The sequence below is a fragment of the Gluconobacter sp. Dm-62 genome, assembly GCF_018256155.1.
Lineage (GTDB): Bacteria > Pseudomonadota > Alphaproteobacteria > Acetobacterales > Acetobacteraceae > Gluconobacter.
Genome location: NZ_JAERLY010000003.1, coordinates 118,114 through 138,559, shown reverse-complemented (window position 1 = coordinate 138,559; position 20,446 = coordinate 118,114). Strand labels below are relative to the sequence as shown.

The following is a 20,446-nucleotide window of genomic DNA, read 5'->3' as shown; positions in this document are numbered from 1 at the left end:
ATGCGGATTGTTGGAGGAGACAACAAGGGCCGCGCCCTGACCGCGCCGTCGGGAACCAGCACGCGCCCCACATCAGACCGCACGCGACAGGCGATTTTCGACATGCTCGCCCACGCACCCTGGTACGGGCAGGAAGAGCTGGAACAGGCCCTCGTGCTGGACTGCTATGCCGGAACCGGCGCGATGGGGCTTGAAGCCCTGTCCCGCGGCGCCGAAAAAGCCGCGTTCATCGAGCGTGACCGCAATGCACTGGCAGCCCTGCGCATCAATCTGGACATCTGCAAGGCCCGGGACCGCTCCCGCGTGCTGAGTTGTAGCGTCACGCATCCGCCCAAGGCCACGGAGCCCTACACGCTGGTTTTCCTGGACCCGCCTTATGGCAAGGGACTGGTCGAATCGGGTCTGCGGGCGCTGGCGCGGAACGGCTGGCTGGCGCAGGGCGCGCTGGTCGTGACCGAAACCGGCGCCACGGAAGAATTTACCCCGATCATGCCACCTTCCGAACACTTTATGCCCACATTGACGCCAGAAATCCTCTGTGAGCGTCGTTTTGGCGCGGCGAAGGTGACGATCTGGAAGCATTCCTCCACTTTTCCTTAATTTTCCCTCTGTATTCAGTACCCTGTCGGCTATAGTTCAGAGTGAATTTTACAAGCCGCAATCCAGAAAACCGACGGGGTGACGAGACTTGGCCGCGTTCAGCCGATCGACCAGTACAGTGCGCAACATCGTCCGCGACGCGCATGACCGGCACATGACACCAAAACTGCGCAGTGCCCTGCGCGCACGCTGCATGGAGCTTCTCGGGCTGGTCCTGCTGATCTTCGCGGTGGCAGTCGGGATCGCCCTGTGGAGCTTCAATCCGCACGATCCATCCTTCAACACCTCGACGGGAACGCAGCCGACGAACCTGCTGGGCCGTACGGGCGCGACCATCTCCGATGGTCTGATCCAGTGGCTCGGCCTTGGCAGCGGTATGCCGATCGTCATTCTGCTCGCCTGGGCCTGGCGCATGGTCCGCCATCACGGCATGAGCCTGCCGATCCTGCGGATCGTGGCTGCCCTCGCCCTTCTCCCCGCCAGCGCCACCTTCATCGGCACGCTCCAGCTTCTCATTCCCGGCCTTCAGGTCGATTGGCCAACCGCCAGCGGTCTGGGCGGCGAAATGGGCGTCTCCTGCGCGCAGCGTCTGCTGGGCGCAGCCCATGCCGAAGCCGGCGCCGCCGGAAACGCAATTGCCGTCATTCTCGTCCTGCTGCTGATGGGCCTGCTGATGCCGCTTGCGATGGGTCTTGAAGCCCGCGAATGGCGCGCGCTCGGTCAGACGCTCATGCTGCTGGGCCGCCAGCCCTTCTCGCTCGCCAAGCGCATGAACGGCCCGCAGACTTCCGACCGACCCGCGCCCGACCCGCGCATGTACGAGTTCCAGCCGAGCCCCGCCGGTGGCGCCCCGGCCGCGGATGCCGCGCCGCTGTCCTTCCTGCGCCGCAGCTTCGGCAAGAGCGATCCACAGTCCCGTCCCGCGCCCTTCGTGCCCCAGAATACTGGCTGGATGCAGCCCCCGATGGACACGCAGGACGATCCCTACAGCCAGCCCACGGCAGAAACGCGCCCGGTCAGCCGAACGGAAGCCGCAGCCGTCCGCGCTCGCCAGACCACACCCGCGGAAGAGGAAGAGGCACCGTCCAACCCCTATGCCGAGCGTCTGGCCCAGATCGCCCGTCAGCGCGACACGCCGGTGCCGCCCGTCCGTCGCCAGATGGACGACGAAATGGACGAAGAACTGCCCCAGAGCAGCATTGACACGCCGCCCGAACCCGAGCCCCAGAAGCGTGGCCTGTTCGGAATGCGCCGCCCCGAACGCCCGCCAGAGCCCGTGCCGGCACGCCCTGCCGCGCCGCGCAATGCTGTCACAACCGGCTGGGAACTGCCGCCGCTAGGCCTGCTGAACCCGCCGCCCCCCCATGCCGTAACCGGCCCGTCGCAGGAAACGCTTCAGTCCAATGCGCGCCTGCTGGAAAGCGTTCTGGCCGATTATGGCGTGCAGGGCACGATCGGTGACATCCATGCCGGTCCGGTCGTCACGCTGTATGAACTCGAACCCGCACCGGGCATCCGTTCGTCCCGCGTGATCGGACTTGCCGATGACGTGGCGCGCTCCCTTTCGGTCCTGAGCGTGCGTATCGCGACGGTCCCGGGGCGCAACGTGATCGGCATCGAGGTTCCCAACGCCAAGCGCGAAACGGTCTATTTCTCCGAACTTCTCCGCACGCCGGAATGGCTGAACGGCACCGGCCGCCTCCAGATCGCACTCGGCAAGGATATCGCCGGCGTGCCGGTCTATACGGACCTCGCGAAAATGCCGCATCTGCTCGTCGCGGGTACGACGGGTTCAGGTAAGTCGGTCGGCGTGAACGCCATGATCCTGTCGCTGCTCTACCGACTCAGCCCGGAAGAGTGCCGCCTGATCATGATCGATCCCAAGATCCTCGAACTGTCGATCTATGACGGCATTCCGCATCTCCTGACGCCGGTCGTGACCGAGCCTGCCAAGGCCGTCAGCGCGCTCAAATGGACCGTGCAGGAAATGGACCGCCGCTATCGCCTGATGGCGCAGCTTCAAGTCCGCAACATCAACGGCTACAACGAGCGCGTGAACCAGCTTCGCGCCTCGGGCGAGATGGTCACCAAACGGGTGCAGACCGGCTTCGACCCCGAAACGGGCCGCCCGGTGTTCGACGAACAGCAGGTCGCCACGGAAAACCTGCCCTATATCGTCGTCGTCATCGACGAAATGGCCGACCTGATGATGGTCGCGGGCAAGGAAATCGAGACAGCGGTGCAGCGTCTGGCCCAGAAAGCCCGTGCAGCCGGCATTCACGTCATCATGGCCACGCAGCGTCCGTCCGTTGACGTCATCACCGGCACCATCAAGGCAAACTTCCCAACCCGGATTTCCTTCCAGGTCATCAGCAAGTTCGACAGCCGCACCATCCTTCAGGAACAGGGCGCAGAGCAGCTTCTGGGTCAGGGTGACATGCTGTTCATGCAGGGCGGTGGCCGCATCACGCGTGTCCACGGCCCGTTCGTGGCCGATGATGAAGTCGAAGCCGTCGTGGCAGATCTGCGCTCCAAGGGAGATCCGATCTATAACGACGACGTGGTTTCAGGACAGGACGACGACAGTGCCGGTGGTCTGATGGCAGGGGCCAATTCGGGCGGTGACGGGGAAGGCAGCCTGTTCGATCAGGCTGTGGACATCGTCATGCGCGAAGGCCGGGCCTCCACCAGCTTTATCCAGCGCCATCTTTCCATCGGATATAACCGCGCGGCCAAGCTGATCGACCAGATGGAAAAGGAAGGCATCATCGGTGCCGCAAACCATGTGGGCAAACGCGAGATCCTTGTCCGCCGCAAGGAAGAACATGAAGACTGACCGGAAAGACCGGATCCGACGTGCAAAAGCCGCACGCAGTTCACACAAACCCCGCCGCCTGCCAGAACAGGCCCCCCCCGACGCTCCGGAAGGCCCCCGCACGCCGTTTCATCTCGGGATGGACCTCCCCATCCTGCTGGAAACCCCGCGCTTCCTGATTCTGGACAAGCCGGTCGGTCTGGCCGTTCATCCCGGCCCCTCCACACAGGATTCCGTTGAAACACGGCTGGTCTCGCATCCGCGCGGGGGGCCATGGCTGGTGCATCGGCTGGATGCGGATACGTCCGGCTGTCTGCTGATTGCACGACGCAAGACGGCGCTGATCGAGGCGCAGAAGGCGTTTCAGGAGCGGCAGGTCCGCAAGCTCTACTGGGCCGTTGTCGTGGGAGATCTTCCGCAGGACAGTGGCGAGATCAACGCGCCACTTCTGCGTCGGTCTAACGCCTCGGGCTGGCGTATGGTTGTGGACCCGAAAGGCGATGAAGCCCGGACGTGCTGGCGGGTTCTGGGGCGTAGCAAGGGTCTGTGCTGGGTGGAGCTGGAACTGCTCACGGGGCGGACGCATCAGGCGCGCATCCATTGCGCGGAACTGGGGGCACCGATCCTTGGTGATCCGGTTTACGGCACCCCTGCTCCGAATCATTCAAATATGCCCGGACTGCATCTTCTGGCGCGCAATCTGGAGCTGAACCTGCCATCCGACACGCTCAGCGCGCAGGCGCCTCCGCCGGAGTTCATGGCGAAGACGCTGCGGGCGATGGGTTGTGGAAGTGCGGCTCAGTCCTGAACGAGTTTCAGAGTTCCGACCACGCTGCGGACAATGATGTGATCGCGGCCATCACCGACCTTGCCGGTGGCCGTGATCGTCCGGACGTCTTCTGAACTGCCCGATTCTTTCTTCCAGTCCCCGAGCTGCACCGTAAGACCGAGAGACTGCTGAAGCGGGAGCGTTGTGTCCGAGCGACGCTGTTTCAGGATGATGTCGAACGTCCCGCCAAAGCCATGCGGCAAATGAAGCGTCATGCCGCCGCTGACCGTGCCGATATTGACCGTGCGCATCTGGGGGGCGGCATCGAGCGTCAGGCTCGTATCCCCGCTGACACTGCGGATCATGACGTCGCGGGATACGTGGGAGAGGGTCGTATCGCCGCTCATGGTGCGGATGGAAACGGCTCCATCGGAATGGTCCAGCGTGACGTTGCCGCTTGCACTGCGGATTTCGACCGCACCGGCAGCGTGATCCACGTCCAGCGTCCCGCTGACTGTATGGACATCGAGCGGACCTTTGGACTGCTCGACATGAATGTCGCCGCTGACAGTCCGGACGGAAAGGGGTCCGTCGGATGTTCCGACGGTCACGTCTCCGCTGACGGTGGAGAATTTTCCACCTTCAGGCAGGGTGGACTGGGAAATATCATCCGAAATCGAGGACTGGCTCAGTGGTGCAGCACAGACGGGAAAGGCCAGCGCGGTGCCCAGGGCGAGAACAGGAAGGAAGATCGTGAAACGGTTCATGGGGAGAATATCTTTCCGGCTTCAGAACTGTACAGAGGCCACGGGACGGTTGAGCAGCGCGGCATGAACGCCCCGTGCGATGGCCCAGACCGTGAGAATTCCCCAGGCGAGCGTCAGCCCCCACGGCACCACCATGAACACCAGTCCTAGACCGCCCGTGATGGCGCCCAGGCCTGCGACCATGAGATGGATCATCCCGATGACCGTCAGGGCCAGTGCGCCGTACCAGAACATCCGGATCTGCCAGTCCAGCTGCGCGCGTTTCAGTCCCATAGCGGTCCGGCGACTCTTATGCGCAATTATTACACCAATCAGAGCCGTCACACCTGTGAAGAAACCGGCAATGTATAAAGCATAGATCAGCAGAACCAGATCGCGCCCGGTTTCCGCGTCATTTCCGCGGCTGTAGCGGTTTGCAGGTTCATAAGGGGCGTAAGATGCGTACATGAGGGAAGATTCCTCTGAGAAAAACTCGACAGAAACCTTGATGCATGAACCGTGCCAGAACCGCTTTTTCGAGACCTGTAGCGTTTACGGCCAGTCCAGGAATCCAAAAACTGGCGAATTACACCAGTTCTGGCGAACAGTTATTCTGCCAGCGCCCGGAATCGTTCCGGAAGCGGGCCGCGCCCGGCCAGAAAGCCGCGCAGCCCCAGAACCAGCGAGACCAGCAGAACAATATTCCACACGACGAAAATACTGATCGGCAACAGAAAAAGAAGTTGACCTGGGCCGGAGCTTCCGGGCGGCTCGCTCAGGAAGCAGGCCAGGAACAGGGCGGCAGTGCCGATGATGAAGGCCACGTCATACCAGAACAGGCGCACCAGCCAGTTCAGATGCATCCGCTCTACCCCAACGCTTGATCTGCGCAACAGGTAAGCAAGGATGACACCCGCCAGAAGACTGATGCCTGTGAAGAAGCGGGCGATATAGAGCGCGTAGACAAGCAGGACGCCGCCGCGGTTGATGTCACGAAAGGATGGGGAAAATTCGCTCAAGCGCGTTTCCTTAGGAAAGGTTTAAACGAAAACGCCCGACCAGAGAGGCCGGGCGCATGGTCACTCGATGGTGATGCCCGGAAAACTCTAGCGGCCCAGTTTGCGGAGTTTCACTCCCGACATGAGCCGTTTTTCGATGACAGCAAGGGACATGCCCCGCGTCTCGGGGACGAAGAGGATCGTGAGCAGCAGGAACAGCGCGTTCAGCCCGGCGAAGAGCCAGAACGTACCCGCCGTTCCCATGGTCTGCATGAGGGTCAGAAAGCTGACACCCACCAGAAGATTGGTCATCCAGTTGGTGAAGGTCGAGATGGCGATCCCAAAATCACGTCCGCCAAGCGGCTGGATCTCGGAACACAGCACCCACATCAGCGGCCCTGCGGACATGGCGAACCCGGCGCAGAAGATCATCAGCAGGAAGACGGCCGCGATCTGGGAGGACTGCGTGGTCATGCCCGTCTGGAGCAGCATGGCCAGAACGCCCATGCCCAGCGCCATGACCGTGAAACCCGCATAGAGGATCGGCTTGCGGCCCCAGCGGTCAACCAGACCCACGGCCACGAAAGTCGCCAGCATGTTCACCAGACCGATGATGGCCGTGCACCACATCTGGGACTGCTGATCGAAATGCGCGGCCGCAAGAATGTTGGGCGCGTAATACATGACGATGTTGATGCCCGCGAGCTGCTGCGTCATCTGAAGCATCACGCCCAGCGCTACCGACCGGCGGAAATTGGAGTTGGTGCGGAAGAGCTTGAAGCCTTCCTGTTTCGTCTCAAGCTGTTCGCGGATCGCACGGATTTCCTTGGCGGCCTCCAGTGGATCGTCGCGCAGGTCGAGCAGGATCTGCCGGGCTTCCTTGTGACGTCCCTGGGCCATCAGCCAGCGCGGGCTGTAAGGCAGGAACAGAACACCAATCAGGAACAGCACGGCCGGAATGCCCGCAACACCAAACATCCAGCGCCAGTTGCCGCTATAGGAGAAATACGTGTCGGACAGGAAGGCGATGAAAATGCCGACCGTCACCATGAGCTGATAGGTCGAAACCATCGCCCCGCGCGCATCCTCGCTGGCGATTTCGGACAGGTACAGCGGGGCCGTAAAGGCGGAAATACCGACCGCGATGCCCATGACGACGCGGAAGGAAATCATGGAGGGGACCGACCAGCTCATCGCGCAGCCGATGGTTCCGACCACGAAAATCGCACCGCCCACGATCAGGGAATGTTTGCGACCAAGCGCCTTGGACATCCACCCTGCGCTCAGCGCACCGGCCGCCGCACCGGCCATCATGGAGCTGACGACCCATTCCAGCGCGATGGTGGAGGCGTGATATTCCTTGCCGAAAAGATCCAGCGCGCCTGCAACCACACCGATATCAAGTCCGGACATAAGGCCCGCCAGTGCCGCAATCACGCCGATCGCGATGATCTTGAAGCGTGTTGGATCAAAAATGGATGTGCTGCTGTCATCCTGCGACGATGGGGTCCCTGTCATTCCGACCTGATCATTCATGTGGCAGTGCGTTCCTCTCACTCAGTCATAAAACGACACCAATCTTTAACCGAGGTGTCATATACGTTACCTATAACACAAAATCGCTTATCGCGGGAGGGCGGAGCGGATTTCGCCAACCGTGAACCCGTTCCAGTTCCGCAGCGTCTGAACCGATGTTGCGTCCAGAATGTCGCGGTCAGTCTCATCCACACACAAAATATCGCCGCCGAAGCGCCGCATCATATCGGACATTGCGACCTCTGCGGCACGGTTGGCGCCGTCATCGGTTTTGATGGCCAGACCCAGCCCCAGCTCTGGCAGGGAGGCGATCATCACGCCTTCCGCGCCCATTTTCACAAAGGCCCGTGTGCCGAACTGATCCATGATTTTCGTGTCATAGCGCCCCGTCCCCGCGACCATGAACGGATTGGCCGCCACAGCCTCACGAAGACGTGTGGCCGCACGGAAACGCCCTTCGGACAGTCCGGTTCCCGCGCCAAATCTTGCAAAACCTTTCGCGAGCGCTTTAAGCGGCACGGCATAGGTCGGCATGGAGCACCCATCCATGCCGCGATTGCTGTCGTCATGCGGCGTATCCATCAGGGCGGCGAGAACATCTGTCACGCGGCGCTGGATCTCATGGGACGGATCAATGTAGCCGGACGGATCAATCCCCTGATCGCAGGACAGACACACCATGCCCGCGTGCTTGCCCGAGCAGTTGTTGTGCAGCGGACAGGCGGCCTGATGCGCCGCCGCCAGAGCCCGGCCTGCGGGTTCATAGGTCGGCCAGTGCGTGCCGCATTCCAGCGCCGTCACATCCCGCCCGACCGACGCCAGCATCGTGGCGGCCATTTCGGCATGGGCCTTCTCACCACCATGCGAGGCGCAGGCGAGAGCTAGCGCATCCGGGCTCAGACCGAGACGGTCGGCCGCGCCGCTCTCTACCAGTTCGATCGCCAGCAGGGATTTCACGGTCGAACGCGGGAAGACAGCGGCATCCACATCGCCGCAGGACCAGACCACGCCGCCATCGGCATCGACGACGACCGCCCGGCCCAGATGGTGGGATTCCACACGCCCGCCGCGCGTGACTTCGGCCAGAAGGCCCGACTGTGCTGCCATATGATTACTCTCCCTGCCTCTCATGGTGTTTGTCAGGACGTTTGTGGCCCGAGCACATAGCACGGACGGCCGTCCTGGCGATCGGGGGTCATCCAGGGCTGGATCAGGCGCCGTCGCACCCGCACCACGCCCATGTCTCCTGTCGTCGGAATGTCTGCGAGGTCTTCGGCCAGATGGGCTGCGGTGCGGAACATGAGACTGTCCGTCAGGGACAATCCGTTTGCCACGAAACTCCGGGCGGTTTCGGCATCCGTCAGATGATACAGGAATGCCGCGCCTGCCGGAGGCCGGAAGCTGCCCGGATCCAGAAAGCAGGCCTCGACATCCTCAGCCGCCAGATGGATCAGTGGTGGAGTCCAGTCCAGCAGGTCCGGCTGTTGCGCTCCATCCATGGGGCTACTTGGCGATAAACGGACCGGGCGCTCGCGACGGATCTTCGGCAGCTTCTCGAACAGGGACGCCGGGAACGGGGAACGGCGGCCCATGATGTCTCAGCCCGCTGCGGTTTTCGGACGCCGCACCGGCGTGACACCAGCTTTCTGGCAGGCCGCACACAGGCCTTCGATTTCAACGGTCGCGGCCTCGGCGCGGAATCCCATGCCCTGTGCCGCACGCGTCAGGATCGGGGCGATCGTTTCCTGCTCCAGCTCCCAGGCCCGGTCACAGCCCCGGCAGATCAGGAACTGCGCGCGGTGCATCCCGCCTTCGTCATGATGGTTGCAGCCATGCGGACATTCCACGGCGTGCGAGCAGCCCACAAAGGCGCTCAGCCGCTCCAGACGATGGATCAGGCTGTGTTCCAGCAGGAAATCCAGCGCCCGGTATACCGTCGGCGGAGCGGCTTTCGGATGAGCGGGGCGCAGTCGGGCCAGAAGGTCGTAGGCGCCAGAGGGCTTTTCGCTGGACAGGATCAGACCCAGCACCTGACGGCGCGTTTCGGTCAGGCGCTGTCCGTTGCGCTGGCACCAGTCGGCCGTGTGATCGAGGCGTTGGGTGACCTCGGGCGAAAAGGTGAGCGCATCAGCGATGGCAGAAGAATCCGGCATGGTGCTCAATATGGCATCCCCGTCACGCTTTGCCGAGAGACCCGTACGCAAACATCAGGTCAGGTCGCGAACTGCCGCACCAGATCGCGGATCACGACCGGATCGGTTTCCAGCATGACCTGCCGCCGGAGCTGGTCACAGTCTTCGAGCGTCAGGGTGCGGATCAGCCTCTTCACGCGTGGCAGAGAGGCGGAATTCATGGAAAAAGCGCGCAGACCCAGACCGATCAGCAGCGCCACCACCCGGGGATCAGACGCCATTTCACCACAGACGGAAATCGGACGGCGCGCCCGCAGCGCCGAATCTGCAGCCGCTGCGATCAGACGTAACACACCCGGATGCAGCGGGCTGTATCGGTCCGCCACCATGGAATCCGCGCGGTCCACAGCGAGCGTGTACATCGTCAGGTCATTGGTGCCGAGCGCCATGAAATCGGCGTGTCGGGCCAGCGTGTCCACCGTGAGCGCCGCAGCCGGGGTCTCGACCATGATTCCCAGCGGGGGCAGCGGATCGGGGAGTTTGTGTCCCTTGCGTTTAAGGCGGCGCACCACGCGGTCGTAAATCTCGCGTGCATCCACAATTTCGTCCGACGACGTGACCATCGGCAGCAAGATCCGCACCCGACCGGGGGGACAACCCTGCGCAGGCTCGGCGGCGCGGAGGATGGCCGCGAACTGCGTTTCCAGAACCTCCGGCACGCGAAGCAGAAGCCGCACGCCCCGCAGACCCAGCGCGGGATTGTCTCCGTCCGCGACCTGCTCCGCCAGACCCAGCCTGCGCATGCAGGCGCGGCCCTTCTCGCCGCCCCAGTCCAGCACGCGGATCGTCACAGGCCGGCCGTCCATGGCTTGCACAATGGCGCGATAGGCCTCCGTCTGGCCGTCTTCGTCGGGCAGATCCTCACGTTCGCCAAACAGGAACTCGCTGCGCAGCAGGCCAATGCCCTTCGCGCCATTGCGCAGGAGCATCGGCATTTCCGCCGGCAGTTCCAGATTGGCCGAAAGCTCGATGTCCTCGCCGCTCTGAAGCTGGGCAGGCAGGCGCTTGAGGCGCCCGAAAGCCCGCTTTTCCTTGACTTCGCGCTGTGCGGATTCTGCGGCCAGACGCAGTTCGCTCTCATTGGGAGAGAGCGTGACGGTGCCGAGATGCCCGTCCACGACCAGCATCTCGCCTTCCTGCACCTGCGCCATGAGGTTTGGCACGGCGAGGATAGCGGGAATATCGAGGGCTCGCAGAAGAATGGCCGTGTGGTCCGCACCACCGCCGCCCTGCGTGACGACCGCCGCAACACGGGCGGGATCGATCATCGCGACATCCGCCGGACGAAGCTGCTCGGCGACCAGAACGGACCCCGGAGGCAGACTGGAAAACGCGCGATAGGAAATGCCGGTCAGGTTCCGCACCAGACGGCGCCCGATTTCCTCGAACTCTCCCGCAAGGCGCAGATTGGCATCGGCTTCCTGCGTGTTGTTCTCGCGCGCCACAGCCTCGGCCATGCGCGAGACCTGCAACGCCAGTTCATGCGTGACTTCCGAGACAGCGGCCTCGGCACAGAGCCCGTCATCGGCAATCCGGCCCCGCACCTGACGCACCAGCCGCGACGGACCGAGCATGCGTTCATAGACCGTCAGGAGGGAGGCAATTTCCTCGCGTCCCTCTTCCGGCAAACCAACCAGCCGGTCCCGCATTTTTTCGATCTGGTGGAAGGCGCGGGCAATCGCTTCGTCCAGCCGGACAGTCTCTGCCTCCGGCCCGATGGCGCTGTAGCGCTCGGTGATGTCCGGAAGAGGGAGTTCTTCGACGCGCCCTGCCGGACCGAGCGCCATGCCCGGCGTGATGGCCTTGCCCTGAAGAAAAACACCGGAGCGCGTGCTGCGTCGGGACGTTCGGGGAGAGCGGCTGCGGGCCGGTCGGGGCGGCGTTTCAGTCACGCTCGCCAAATCCGTCCGCGATCAGGGCCTGTAGCGCATCGAGCGCTTCTTTGGCCTGAGGCCCGTGGGCACGGAGGGTCACGTCCTGCCCTTCGCCCGCACCCAGCATCATCAGCCCCATGATCGACAGGGCGGAGACGACATTGGTGCCGTGCGCAATCGTGGCCTCGGCGTCAAAACGCTCGGCAGTGGTCACGATCTTGGCGGCGGGGCGGGCATGGAGGCCCAGATGATTGACGATGCTGACAGTACGCGGCGGAACAGAAAGGGTCGTATCGCTCATTCAGTGAACTCAACTCAGTGAACCGGCAGCGTACAGGCACGCGGCCCGCCATGGAGACAGGGGGCGGGAAGCTGTGACGCCACGGCGATATACTTCCGCCCCGCCATTGTGGCCTTTTCGACGCAGCCTGCAAGATCCAGATCCGGCCGCGTTTTCGCCAGCTTGACCAGCATCGGCACATTCACGCCCGACACGACTTCGACATGACCCGGCTCGCGCAACGAAAGCGCCAGATTGGACGGCGAACTTCCAAAAATATCCGTCAACAGCAGCACGCCCTCACCGGTATCGAGTTTCTGGAGAAGACGTTCGGCGGCCGGTCGCAGCACCGCCGGATCGTCGTCATCCGCCACGCCCACCACACCCACCTGCGTCTGCGGACCCACGACATGCACCAGCGTTTCCAGCAGGACATCGCCAAGACGTCCATGCGTTACCAGCATCAGTCCGATCATACTGTTCTGTCCTGTGAAGGGTCCTGAGGGGGAACGGCCCAGCGCCAGGACGCCAGACCTTTGCGGGCGAGTTCGCGGTGCAGAACCATCATCGGTCCGACCGGCATTGTTTTCGGGAGGATACGGGCCAGCTCTTCCACGATCGTCACCGAACGATGACGCCCGCCACTGCACCCGATGGCAATGGTCGCGTATTTCTTGCCTTCCGCGACGAAACGGGGAAGCACGAGTTCCAGAAGGCTCTGGATATGGCCGAAAAACGCGGGATAGGCCGGGTCTGACTTCACGTACTGCACCACTGCCTCATCCAGCCCGGTCATGGGCTGGAGTGCAGGATCATAATGCGGATTGCGCAGGAAGCGCGCATCAAAAACCATGTCCGCCTCGCGGGGCAGACCGGACGGATAGGCGAAGGACATCAAGGCCACCGTCAGCCCTTCCCCGCCCGTGCTGCCAAAGCGCGTCTCGATCAGCTGGCGGAGTTCCGGGGATGGCAGGTCGGACGTGTCGATGACCAGGTCCGCATTGGCCCGCAGAGGGGCCAAAAGGGCGGTTTCCTGTTCGATTCCGGGAAGAATGGTGCCGCTGGTTACCAGTGGATGGCGGCGACGCGTGGCGGTAAAGCGACGCAGGAGAATTTCAGGCTCGGCCGTGGCGTAAAGAAGCTGCACCGAGCAGTCAGGCAGGAGCCGCAGGCGTTCGAGCTCTTCCAGCACACGGGAGGCTTCGAACCCGCGACTGCGGACGTCGATCCCGATGGCCAGATTCTGCCCGGCCCGTGAAGCAAGCGCCTGGATCAGGTTCAGGGGTGGGTTATCCACGACCTCATGACCCAGATCTTCCAGAACCCGCAATATGGATGATTTTCCCGCTCCGGACAGACCCGTCACGATCAGGATCCGACGGGAGCCATGACCGTATTCGGATAAGGAGCCAGACTCGGGATGGTTCGCCGATGCCATATGCCACACTCTAGCCGTTTTTCTTTTTGTGCGGAACTATTTCGCACCTTCACGTTTTTGCAACATCGCCCCCTGCTCCGGCGATCCATTCATAGGGGCCGCAGCAGGCTTTGAGGGCCGCCCTGATCCGTGCCACCGTTCCCGGAAAACCGGGCTCCAGATGCAACATGACTGCCCCCGTCCAGGGGTCTCGGCAGGGTTCCGGCAGACGGGGTTGCCCCTCGCCCAAACAGACCCTCAGGCGGACCGTGGCCTTTATGACAAAAGGTGTCCGAAGAATTCCTACCCCCCGGATTTCAATCAGTCCCGCAATGCGGTCAGGGGCGGACGCGACTGTCCCATCCAGCAGAACCCGGTCATCTGCCACAAGATCAAAACCCGCATCCATCAGCCTCAGGGCAAGCTCGGATTTCCCGGAACCCGGGGGCCCCGAAATCAGAACCCCCTTCCCCTTCCACGCCACACAGCAGGCATGGACCGAGCCTTCAGACGGGCATGACAGGACGGACATGATGGATTGCGACCTCCACGGGAGCGGACTAAGACCTTGGGTCGGACAGGGGCATGACGGACCTCTGACATGGATCAGGACTACGAACCGCTATGGGCGCATCCTCCCTTCACCAAACCGTCACCGTACATGGAGACGAGGTCACCTGCACTGATTTCAGCGGGTTCAGCCCCGAAGGGGAACGCCCCGGTCGGCTGGCAGATGAATGTCAGGCGGCCCTTTCGGCCATTTCGCTGGCCCTTGCCGACCATGGCCTGACTCTTGGCCACACCCGGCACGTTGCCGCCATGATCCGCGAAGGACAGACCTTCAGCCAGTGCCAGGCAGCCTTGAATGAAGCTCTCGCCGCGGCAAAACCTGCACTGACCCTGCGGATCGTACAGCGCTTCCCTCTTCCCGAACAACGCATTGCACTGAGTCTGACCGCCACACCACATGAATAACGGCATCAGACGCCAATTTGTGGCCTGAAATACCATTTTCCCAGAAAAACTGCTTTAACAGACCGTCAGGAGCAGATTTTTTACGCAGAAAATCAAAACTGGCACGCTTGATGCATTGAAGATTTCCAGACGCCAGGAGCGTCGGATTTTTCTTCAGGAGCTTCGTGCCATGATCCGTTTTTCTGCCCTTCTGCTCTGCGCATTTTCCGTTACCAGCATCGCTCTTCCGTTCCAGGCCGCTCAGGCCCAGTCTGCCGGGACCGGCACCGCCAGCACAAAAATTGACCTTTCTGCCCTGGATCTCAATTCCACTCAGGACTGGCACACCGCCACACAGCGGGTCGCCCTGGCATCACACACCCTCTGCCAGCAGCTCTCCAGAGAAGGCTGGCAGATGGGAAACGACGTGAGCGAGTGCGAACAGGATGCGTTCACCAACGCCCGGGACAACCTCTTTGAACTGCGCAGTGAACAGAAGGGCGCACATCAGAGTGGACATGTGATCCTCGCCCTTTCCACGGGACAGTAAAGGCCATGTCCCGGCATGTCTTTCCGGTTCTGATCCTCGCATTACCCTTCGCAGCGACACTTGTGCCAGGCGTGATCGACGGGCTGTCAACGGGGCCGTCCATAACCATTCTGACACCGGTCCGGATGCCCGCGTCAGGACGCGCGGGGGAGACGCACCACGAAACAGGCACCCCGGATCGCACCGGACGCATCCATCCGATTCTCGGCGAACAGATTGCCGCGCAGGGCGTGAATGATCTGCCGGCTGATCGCGAGGCCGAGGCCGGAATGCTGGCCGAAGTTCTCGGTCTGGGGTCGTTCTGAATAGAAGCGGTCAAAAATGCTGTCGAGTTTTCCGGGCGGAATGCCGGGACCCTGATCGGTAATGGTGATTTCCACCACGCTCCCCGTTCCGGGGCCGCTCCCGGCAATGTCACGCGCGCTGGCATGCAGGGCGATGATGCCCTTCGGCGGCGAGAACGACACTGCATTGCCGATCAGATTGCGCAGGACTTGAACCAGACGGTCTTCCACGGCCAACGCCTTCAGCGGTGGGTCCTGATCGCGGACATCCAGCCGGAGCACGGGATCGTTTTCGCGGCGCGTCGTCTGGTGCATTTCCGCGAGAATGGAGAGTAGTGCCACAACCGAGACAGGTTCGGGGCGCACGCGGGAAAGCTCCGCGTCGATCCGGCTGGCGTCGGAAATGTCGGTAATGAGGCGGTCCAGCCGTTTGACATCGCTGTTGATGATGCCGAGCAGTCTCTCGCGCCGTTCAGCAATCTGGATGCGCGGGAGCGTCTCGATTGCGGAGCGGATGGAGGAGAGCGGGTTCTTGATCTCGTGGCTGACATCGGCGGCGAAGCGTTCGATGTCATCCATCCGCGCCCAGAGCGCCAGCGCACTGCCGCGAAGCGAGCGGGCCAGCACGCCGATTTCGTCACGCCGCGCCAGCAGCCGCTCGGGCACAAGATCCTTGCGGCCATCCGTCTCGCGCATGTCGTTGGACGCGCGCGCCAGCGTCAGCAGCGGACGGGCAATCGTCAGCGACAGATACCAGGACAGCAGGACCGTCACGACGAGGGCCGCCAGAACCAGCGACAGGATCGAGGACCGGACGGCAAAGAGCGTGCGGTCCACTTCCGGCGCGTGACGGGTGAGCTGGATCTCGCCAACCGTTACGCCGTCGCGCACAACCGGCTCCACGACCGTCACGACAAGCTGATGGTCTTTGGTGCGGCGGATGAAAGGCGGCAGCTCCGCCTGGGAATGGAACGGCTGGGCATCATGCGGGCCGTCCATGGCGGTGTCGTTGGTATCGAGTGTCACTTCCTCGCTGGAGGTCAGCGGCAGGAGCGACAACAGCCAGTCATAGAAGCTTTCAAGGAAATTGTTCCGGGGCGGCTGCCACGAGCCACCATCCACCGGATCGGGGCCAGCATGATCCTGCTTACCGTGCGAGGCTGTGCGACTGTCCACGACGAGCTTTCCGTCGGGGTCGAACAGCAGGGCATGGGCGTTGGGACTCGGCTCGGTCAGGCGGGCCAGCAGCGGGCGGGCCTGCGCGACATCCAGCTCCAGATTGCCGCCGGGAGCAGGATGGCCGGAGGCATGGGCACTCACCCGGACGGCGGACTGGCCGAGGGCTCCGGCGTAGATATGGGCCTGCTCGCGCAGGGCGTTGACGTCGGTTTCCAGCAGGCCGTTCTGGAACTGGTCCAGAAACAGCAGCGTGACCGCCAGAAGGGCGAGCGGCAAGGCATTGAGCAGCAGGATCCGCACCAGAAGCGGCGAGGCCAGGCGCCTGCGCGACAGAGACATCTCCGATGCCTGACGGGGCCGCAGACGCTTCAGGATTTTTGCCCCGACGTTCCTCAGGGACTCGCCCAGCCCCGCGCGAGCCGATTCGGCACGCTGGCGGTCCCGGCCCTGTTCGAGCCGGTCGGCGTCGAGCGCCTGACCTGTCGGGAAGGAAGCGAAGTCCTCGTCCACGCGTGCTTACTCGTCCCGGTAACGGTAGCCGATGCCGTACAACGTCTCGATCTGGTTGAACTCGTCGTCCACCTGCCGGAACTTCTTGCGGACGCGCTTGATATGGCTGTCGATCGTGCGGTCGTCGACATAGATATTGTCGCCATAAGCCGCATCGATGAGCTGATCGCGCGACTTCACCATGCCCGGACGCAAAGCGAGTGCCTTGACCAGCAGGAACTCCGTGACCGTCAGCGCGATGTCCTGTCCGCCCCACAGGCACTGGTGACGCGTCTCGTCCAGCGAAAGCTGGCCGCGCACGATGGCGGAGCCAACAGCCGCAACGCCCGTGGCCTCGGCCCGGCTGGCATCCTGACGGCGCAGCAGGGCACGGATGCGCTCGATCAGCAGACGCTGGGAGAACGGCTTGGTGATGTAGTCATCCGCGCCCAGACGCAGGCCCATGAGCTGGTCCAGCTCTTCGTCCTTGGACGTCAGGAAAATGACCGGCAGGTTGGAGCGCGAGCGCAGGCGCTGAAGCAGTTCCATGCCGTCCATGCGCGGCATCTTCACATCCAGCACCGCAAGGCTGACAGGCCGCGAGGTGATGCCCTGCAGCGCGCTTTCGCCATCGGTATAGGTGTGGACGGTAAATCCTTCGGCTTCGAGCGTCATCTGGACGGACGCAAGAATGTTCCGGTCATCGTCCACCAGCGCGATGATCGGCGCGGCGGAAGCTCCGGGCGGCGTCTGCGAGGCAGGCGCGGGCGGCGCGTAGGGGGTTCGGGGCGTCTCCATGAGGGGTCCGTCTGCTGAGAACTGTTGCGGCTTTTTACCTATAACCCATGATCCATGATGGCGGAAAATAGGCTTTTCAGTGACATGATGCGTCGCTATGCGACAGCGCAACCCTTGTCTTTGAGACAATCAGCGTTATCTCCTGAAGATGAACGGGGCCGCATGATGGCCCGTCCCACCAAAGAAGGTCGTGACATGACAGACCACAACGCCTCGCCGGAAACGGCCCATGACGTGCCTGAACAGGGCGTCGAGACCTCTGGCCACGAAACGCCGGGCATGAACGAAACCGGCGGTGAAACGCTGGAAGAGACCACGCCAGAAGCCCGGATCGAGGCTCTTGAAGCACAGGTTGCCGAACTGAAGGATCGCTGGGTCCGTTCCGAAGCCGAAAGCCAGAACATCCGCACCCGCGCCAAGCGCGACATTGAGGATGCGCGCCAGTACGCCATCCAGAAATTCGCCCGCGACGTGGTCGAGGCGGCCGAGAACCTCCAGCGCGGTCTGGCCTCCCTGCCTGCCAAGACGGAAGGCGAGGACGTCCTCATCACCAAGCTGCGTGAAGGAATCGAAGGCACCGAGCGGTCCTTCATCAACATTCTCGAGCGCCACGGCATCACCTGCGAAGACCCGACCGGCAAGCCGTTCGACGCCAATCTGCATCAGGCCATGGCGGAACAGCCGTCCGACCAGCACCCGTCGGGCCATGTCATGCAGTCCTGGACGCCGGCATGGCTGCTCAAGGGCCGCCTGCTGAAGCCAGCCATGGTCGTGGTCGCCAAGGGCGAGCCGGCTGCGGCACCGCAGGGCGTGAACACCACAGCCTGATCTGTCAGGGCGGATTTTCTTTGCGGAACGGCGACCGGGAACGGTTGGCGTTCCGCAACACCCTGCTAAAGTCGGCTCATGAGTCGCATTCTTGTCATAAAGCTCGGCGCCCTGGGCGATTTCGTTCAGGCATTCGGAGCTTTCGCGTCTATCCGGGCCGCGTTTCCACACACCACACTGACCCTTCTGACAACCGCACCCTTCGTGGATCTGGCGCGCGCTGCGCCGTGGTTCGACGAAATCCTGACGGATGATCGCCCCTCGATGGGCAATCTGCCGGGGCTGTGGCGCCTGTCGCGAAAACTGCGCGGCTATGACCGGGTTTTCGATCTTCAGACCTCGGGGCGTTCGAAAACCTATTTCCGTCTCGCCGGACAGCCCGCGAACTGGTCCGGCATTTCCGACGGCTGCTGCCATCCACACGGCAATCCCTCGCGCAACGCCATGCACACGCTGGCCCGGCTGGACGATCAGCTTCATGACGCCGGGGTCACGCCCCTGCCCCGCAGCGTTCCGCACTGGCTTGAAGGGCACGGGCCTGAAATTGCGACGCCCTATGCCGTTCTGGTGCCGGGTGCGGCGTTCCACCGCCCGCAGAAACGCTGGCCTTCGTCGCGCTTTGCCGAGATCGCCAAGGCCCTCGTGGCCAAAGGCATCCGCCCGGTCATCGTGGGAACGCAGGCCGAAGCGCCTCTGGCCCAGAACATCCTGCACGCCTGCCCAACGGCCCTCGATTTAACGGGCCAGACCACCATGGTGGAACTGGCAGGCGTCCTCGACCGCGCAACACTTGTGATAGGCAACGACACCGGCCCGATGCATCTCGCCGCCGCAATGGACACACCCTGCCTCACACTTTTCGGCCCGGACAGCGATCCGCGCCTGACAGCCCCCCTCACGCCCACGGCCGGACGAACGGATCTGATCGTGGTGCCCGATCTGGCGATGCTGCCCGCGTCCCGGGTCGAGACCTGCATCGAGGCCATGCTTACCCGATGACCCAAATCCGTTGCGTCATGATGCAGAAGAACGAGGCGACCCTGCTGGAGCCGTGGGTTCTGTGGCACGCGGCGATTTTCGGCTTCTCAAACCTGACGGTGATCGACAACGGCTCGACCGATCCCGCCGTTCTGGACATCCAGACCCGGTATGAAAAAAAAGGCGTGCGGATCGTCCGCAATCATGCGTCGCACAATGATTTCCTGCACAAGGGCGACGTCATCGCGGGCATTATCCGCCAGTGGGATGCGGAAAATGCCTGCGATTTTGCCGTCCCGCTGGATTGTGACGAGTTCCTGACGGTTTTTCTGGACCAGCTTTCGCTCGACCCTGAGGTCATCCGGCGGCAGTTCGACTATCTGATGCAGGAAAATGCGACTTTCATCACCGAACGCCTGCTGCTGAACGTACCGGAAGCGCCGGATTATTACCGACCCCAGATCGTCCGGCGCGGTCTGTTCAAGGCACAGACGATCGTCAGTCTGGACCGCGGATTTCACAATCCGCAGAGCATTTACCCCAACCGTTATGTCCGCACGCCTTTCGTGTATCTGCATCTGCACAACCGGCCGGACTACGAAGACATCCGTCGTTTCGCCCACCAGAAACTGGCCGCCACGGACACCGGCGCACAACCGGAACACCCCAAAGACGGCACACATCTGCATTATTATTTCAACGCCAGCTATCAGGACTTCCTCGCCAGCTACAGCCTGACGCCGGATCTGTATGCGCCCATGATCGCGCAGCGCTTCCGGGATCTGGGCGTCGATCCGGACATCCTGCTGGGCACCGGCGAAAGCGTTCCGCACCCTCCCCTCAGCATCCCGTCCGGCTTTGTGGCGCATCGGGCACGCGATGACGGGCAGCAGCACGAATATCGGCTTTTCGATCCACTGTATTATGCCCGGAGCAACCCGGACGTGACGCAGGACCCCTATTACGGGATCTGGCCCCTCATCCATTATGTCACGCTCGGATGGGACGAAGGGCGGGCGCCCGCTGCTCAGGACGCCCCTCCTCTTGTGCTTCGGATGGACAAAGCGACCTGAAAACAGTCCGTCTGCCCGTCTGGGGGTTGCGGCCTGACGGGGATTAAGGCCATTTACCGGTTCATTTTTCGGCAGAGCGATCTGCC

Annotated in this window: 22 protein-coding genes; 8 read left to right on the top strand and 14 right to left on the bottom strand. The window is 62.7% G+C overall.

Going from position 1 to position 20,446, the window contains the following annotated elements:
• From rsmD to JK202_RS05325, 3 genes are all read left to right on the top strand, one after another.
• Positions 1–600: a 16S rRNA (guanine(966)-N(2))-methyltransferase RsmD gene (gene rsmD, locus JK202_RS05335; protein WP_211558947.1), complete on the top strand. Its 600-nt coding sequence runs from the start codon at positions 1–3 to the stop codon at positions 598–600.
• Between the two features lie 118 nt (positions 601–718).
• On the top strand, positions 719–3,436 hold the full coding sequence (locus JK202_RS05330) for a DNA translocase FtsK (RefSeq protein WP_211559174.1): 2,718 nt from the start codon (positions 719–721) through the stop codon (positions 3,434–3,436).
• Positions 3,426–4,223 carry an RluA family pseudouridine synthase gene (locus JK202_RS05325; protein ID WP_211558945.1) on the top strand — a complete coding sequence of 266 codons (798 nt, stop codon included), beginning with the start codon at positions 3,426–3,428 and terminating at the stop codon, positions 4,221–4,223. The genes JK202_RS05330 and JK202_RS05325 overlap by 11 nt, the downstream gene beginning before the upstream one ends.
• On the opposite strand, the gene JK202_RS05320 is transcribed toward JK202_RS05325, so the two are convergent.
• From JK202_RS05320 to JK202_RS05265, 12 genes are all read right to left on the bottom strand, one after another.
• Complete coding sequence (locus JK202_RS05320; protein WP_211558943.1) at positions 4,214–4,951, bottom strand: DUF4097 family beta strand repeat-containing protein; 738 nt, start codon at positions 4,949–4,951, stop codon at positions 4,214–4,216. The two genes, JK202_RS05325 and JK202_RS05320, sit on opposite strands and share 10 nt — an antisense overlap.
• A 21-nt stretch (positions 4,952–4,972) precedes the next feature.
• On the bottom strand, positions 4,973–5,398 hold the full coding sequence (locus tag JK202_RS05315; RefSeq protein WP_211558941.1) for a hypothetical protein: 426 nt from the start codon (positions 5,396–5,398) through the stop codon (positions 4,973–4,975).
• Between the two features lie 140 nt (positions 5,399–5,538).
• The gene (locus JK202_RS05310) at positions 5,539–5,949 is read right to left on the bottom strand and encodes a hypothetical protein (RefSeq protein WP_211558939.1); all 411 of its coding nucleotides are present in this window, start codon (positions 5,947–5,949) and stop codon (positions 5,539–5,541) included.
• 87 nt (positions 5,950–6,036) lie between these two features.
• A complete protein-coding gene (locus tag JK202_RS05305; protein WP_249199690.1) occupies positions 6,037–7,464 on the bottom strand; it encodes a sugar porter family MFS transporter in 1,428 nt (475 codons plus the stop codon).
• Positions 7,465–7,551: 87 nt separating this feature from the next.
• On the bottom strand, positions 7,552–8,571 hold the full coding sequence (locus JK202_RS05300) for an asparaginase (RefSeq protein ID WP_211558937.1): 1,020 nt from the start codon (positions 8,569–8,571) through the stop codon (positions 7,552–7,554).
• A 32-nt stretch (positions 8,572–8,603) separates the two neighbouring features.
• Positions 8,604–9,056 (bottom strand): hypothetical protein, encoded by a 453-nt coding sequence (locus tag JK202_RS05295; RefSeq protein WP_211558935.1) that lies wholly within the window; start codon positions 9,054–9,056, stop codon positions 8,604–8,606.
• Positions 9,057–9,062: 6 nt separating this feature from the next.
• Entirely contained in the window at positions 9,063–9,617 is a 555-nt protein-coding gene (locus JK202_RS05290; RefSeq protein WP_211558933.1) for a Fur family transcriptional regulator, read from the bottom strand.
• Between the two features lie 59 nt (positions 9,618–9,676).
• Positions 9,677–11,548, bottom strand: coding sequence for a phosphoenolpyruvate--protein phosphotransferase (ptsP, locus tag JK202_RS05285; protein WP_211558931.1), 1,872 nt, complete (start codon positions 11,546–11,548; stop codon positions 9,677–9,679).
• The gene (locus JK202_RS05280) at positions 11,541–11,831 is read right to left on the bottom strand and encodes an HPr family phosphocarrier protein (protein WP_211558929.1); all 291 of its coding nucleotides are present in this window, start codon (positions 11,829–11,831) and stop codon (positions 11,541–11,543) included. The genes ptsP and JK202_RS05280 overlap by 8 nt, the downstream gene beginning before the upstream one ends.
• Positions 11,832–11,845: 14 nt before the next feature.
• Positions 11,846–12,286: a PTS sugar transporter subunit IIA gene (locus tag JK202_RS05275; RefSeq protein ID WP_211558927.1), complete on the bottom strand. Its 441-nt coding sequence runs from the start codon at positions 12,284–12,286 to the stop codon at positions 11,846–11,848.
• Complete coding sequence (gene rapZ / locus JK202_RS05270; protein ID WP_211558925.1) at positions 12,283–13,248, bottom strand: RNase adapter RapZ; 966 nt, start codon at positions 13,246–13,248, stop codon at positions 12,283–12,285. The genes JK202_RS05275 and rapZ overlap by 4 nt, the downstream gene beginning before the upstream one ends.
• 49 nt (positions 13,249–13,297) lie before the next feature.
• Positions 13,298–13,759, bottom strand: coding sequence for an HPr kinase/phosphorylase (locus JK202_RS05265; RefSeq protein WP_211558924.1), 462 nt, complete (start codon positions 13,757–13,759; stop codon positions 13,298–13,300).
• 92 nt (positions 13,760–13,851) lie between these two features.
• On the opposite strand from JK202_RS05265, the gene JK202_RS05260 reads away from it, so the two are divergent.
• Complete coding sequence (locus tag JK202_RS05260; RefSeq protein WP_211558922.1) at positions 13,852–14,202, top strand: endoribonuclease L-PSP; 351 nt, start codon at positions 13,852–13,854, stop codon at positions 14,200–14,202.
• A gap of 169 nt (positions 14,203–14,371) precedes the next feature.
• The gene (locus JK202_RS05255; protein ID WP_211558920.1) at positions 14,372–14,731 is read left to right on the top strand and encodes a UrcA family protein; all 360 of its coding nucleotides are present in this window, start codon (positions 14,372–14,374) and stop codon (positions 14,729–14,731) included.
• Between the two features lie 134 nt (positions 14,732–14,865).
• On the opposite strand, the gene JK202_RS05250 is transcribed toward JK202_RS05255, so the two are convergent.
• Both JK202_RS05250 and JK202_RS05245 read right to left on the bottom strand, forming a co-directional pair.
• Positions 14,866–16,533, bottom strand: coding sequence for a stimulus-sensing domain-containing protein (locus tag JK202_RS05250; protein WP_249199711.1), 1,668 nt, complete (start codon positions 16,531–16,533; stop codon positions 14,866–14,868).
• A 177-nt stretch (positions 16,534–16,710) separates the two neighbouring features.
• Positions 16,711–17,481 carry a response regulator transcription factor gene (locus tag JK202_RS05245; RefSeq protein WP_283091778.1) on the bottom strand — a complete coding sequence of 257 codons (771 nt, stop codon included), beginning with the start codon at positions 17,479–17,481 and terminating at the stop codon, positions 16,711–16,713.
• Between the two features lie 162 nt (positions 17,482–17,643).
• Between JK202_RS05245 and JK202_RS05240 the strand changes: the two genes are divergently transcribed.
• The 3 genes from JK202_RS05240 (at position 17,644) to JK202_RS05230 (ending at position 20,360) form a co-directional block, all read left to right on the top strand.
• Positions 17,644–18,309, top strand: coding sequence for a nucleotide exchange factor GrpE (locus JK202_RS05240; protein ID WP_211558916.1), 666 nt, complete (start codon positions 17,644–17,646; stop codon positions 18,307–18,309).
• Between the two features lie 78 nt (positions 18,310–18,387).
• A complete protein-coding gene (locus tag JK202_RS05235) occupies positions 18,388–19,308 on the top strand; it encodes a glycosyltransferase family 9 protein (protein WP_211558914.1) in 921 nt (306 codons plus the stop codon).
• Positions 19,305–20,360 (top strand): glycosyltransferase family 2 protein, encoded by a 1,056-nt coding sequence (locus JK202_RS05230; protein WP_211558912.1) that lies wholly within the window; start codon positions 19,305–19,307, stop codon positions 20,358–20,360. The genes JK202_RS05235 and JK202_RS05230 overlap by 4 nt, the downstream gene beginning before the upstream one ends.
• Positions 20,361–20,446 lie beyond the last annotated feature (86 nt).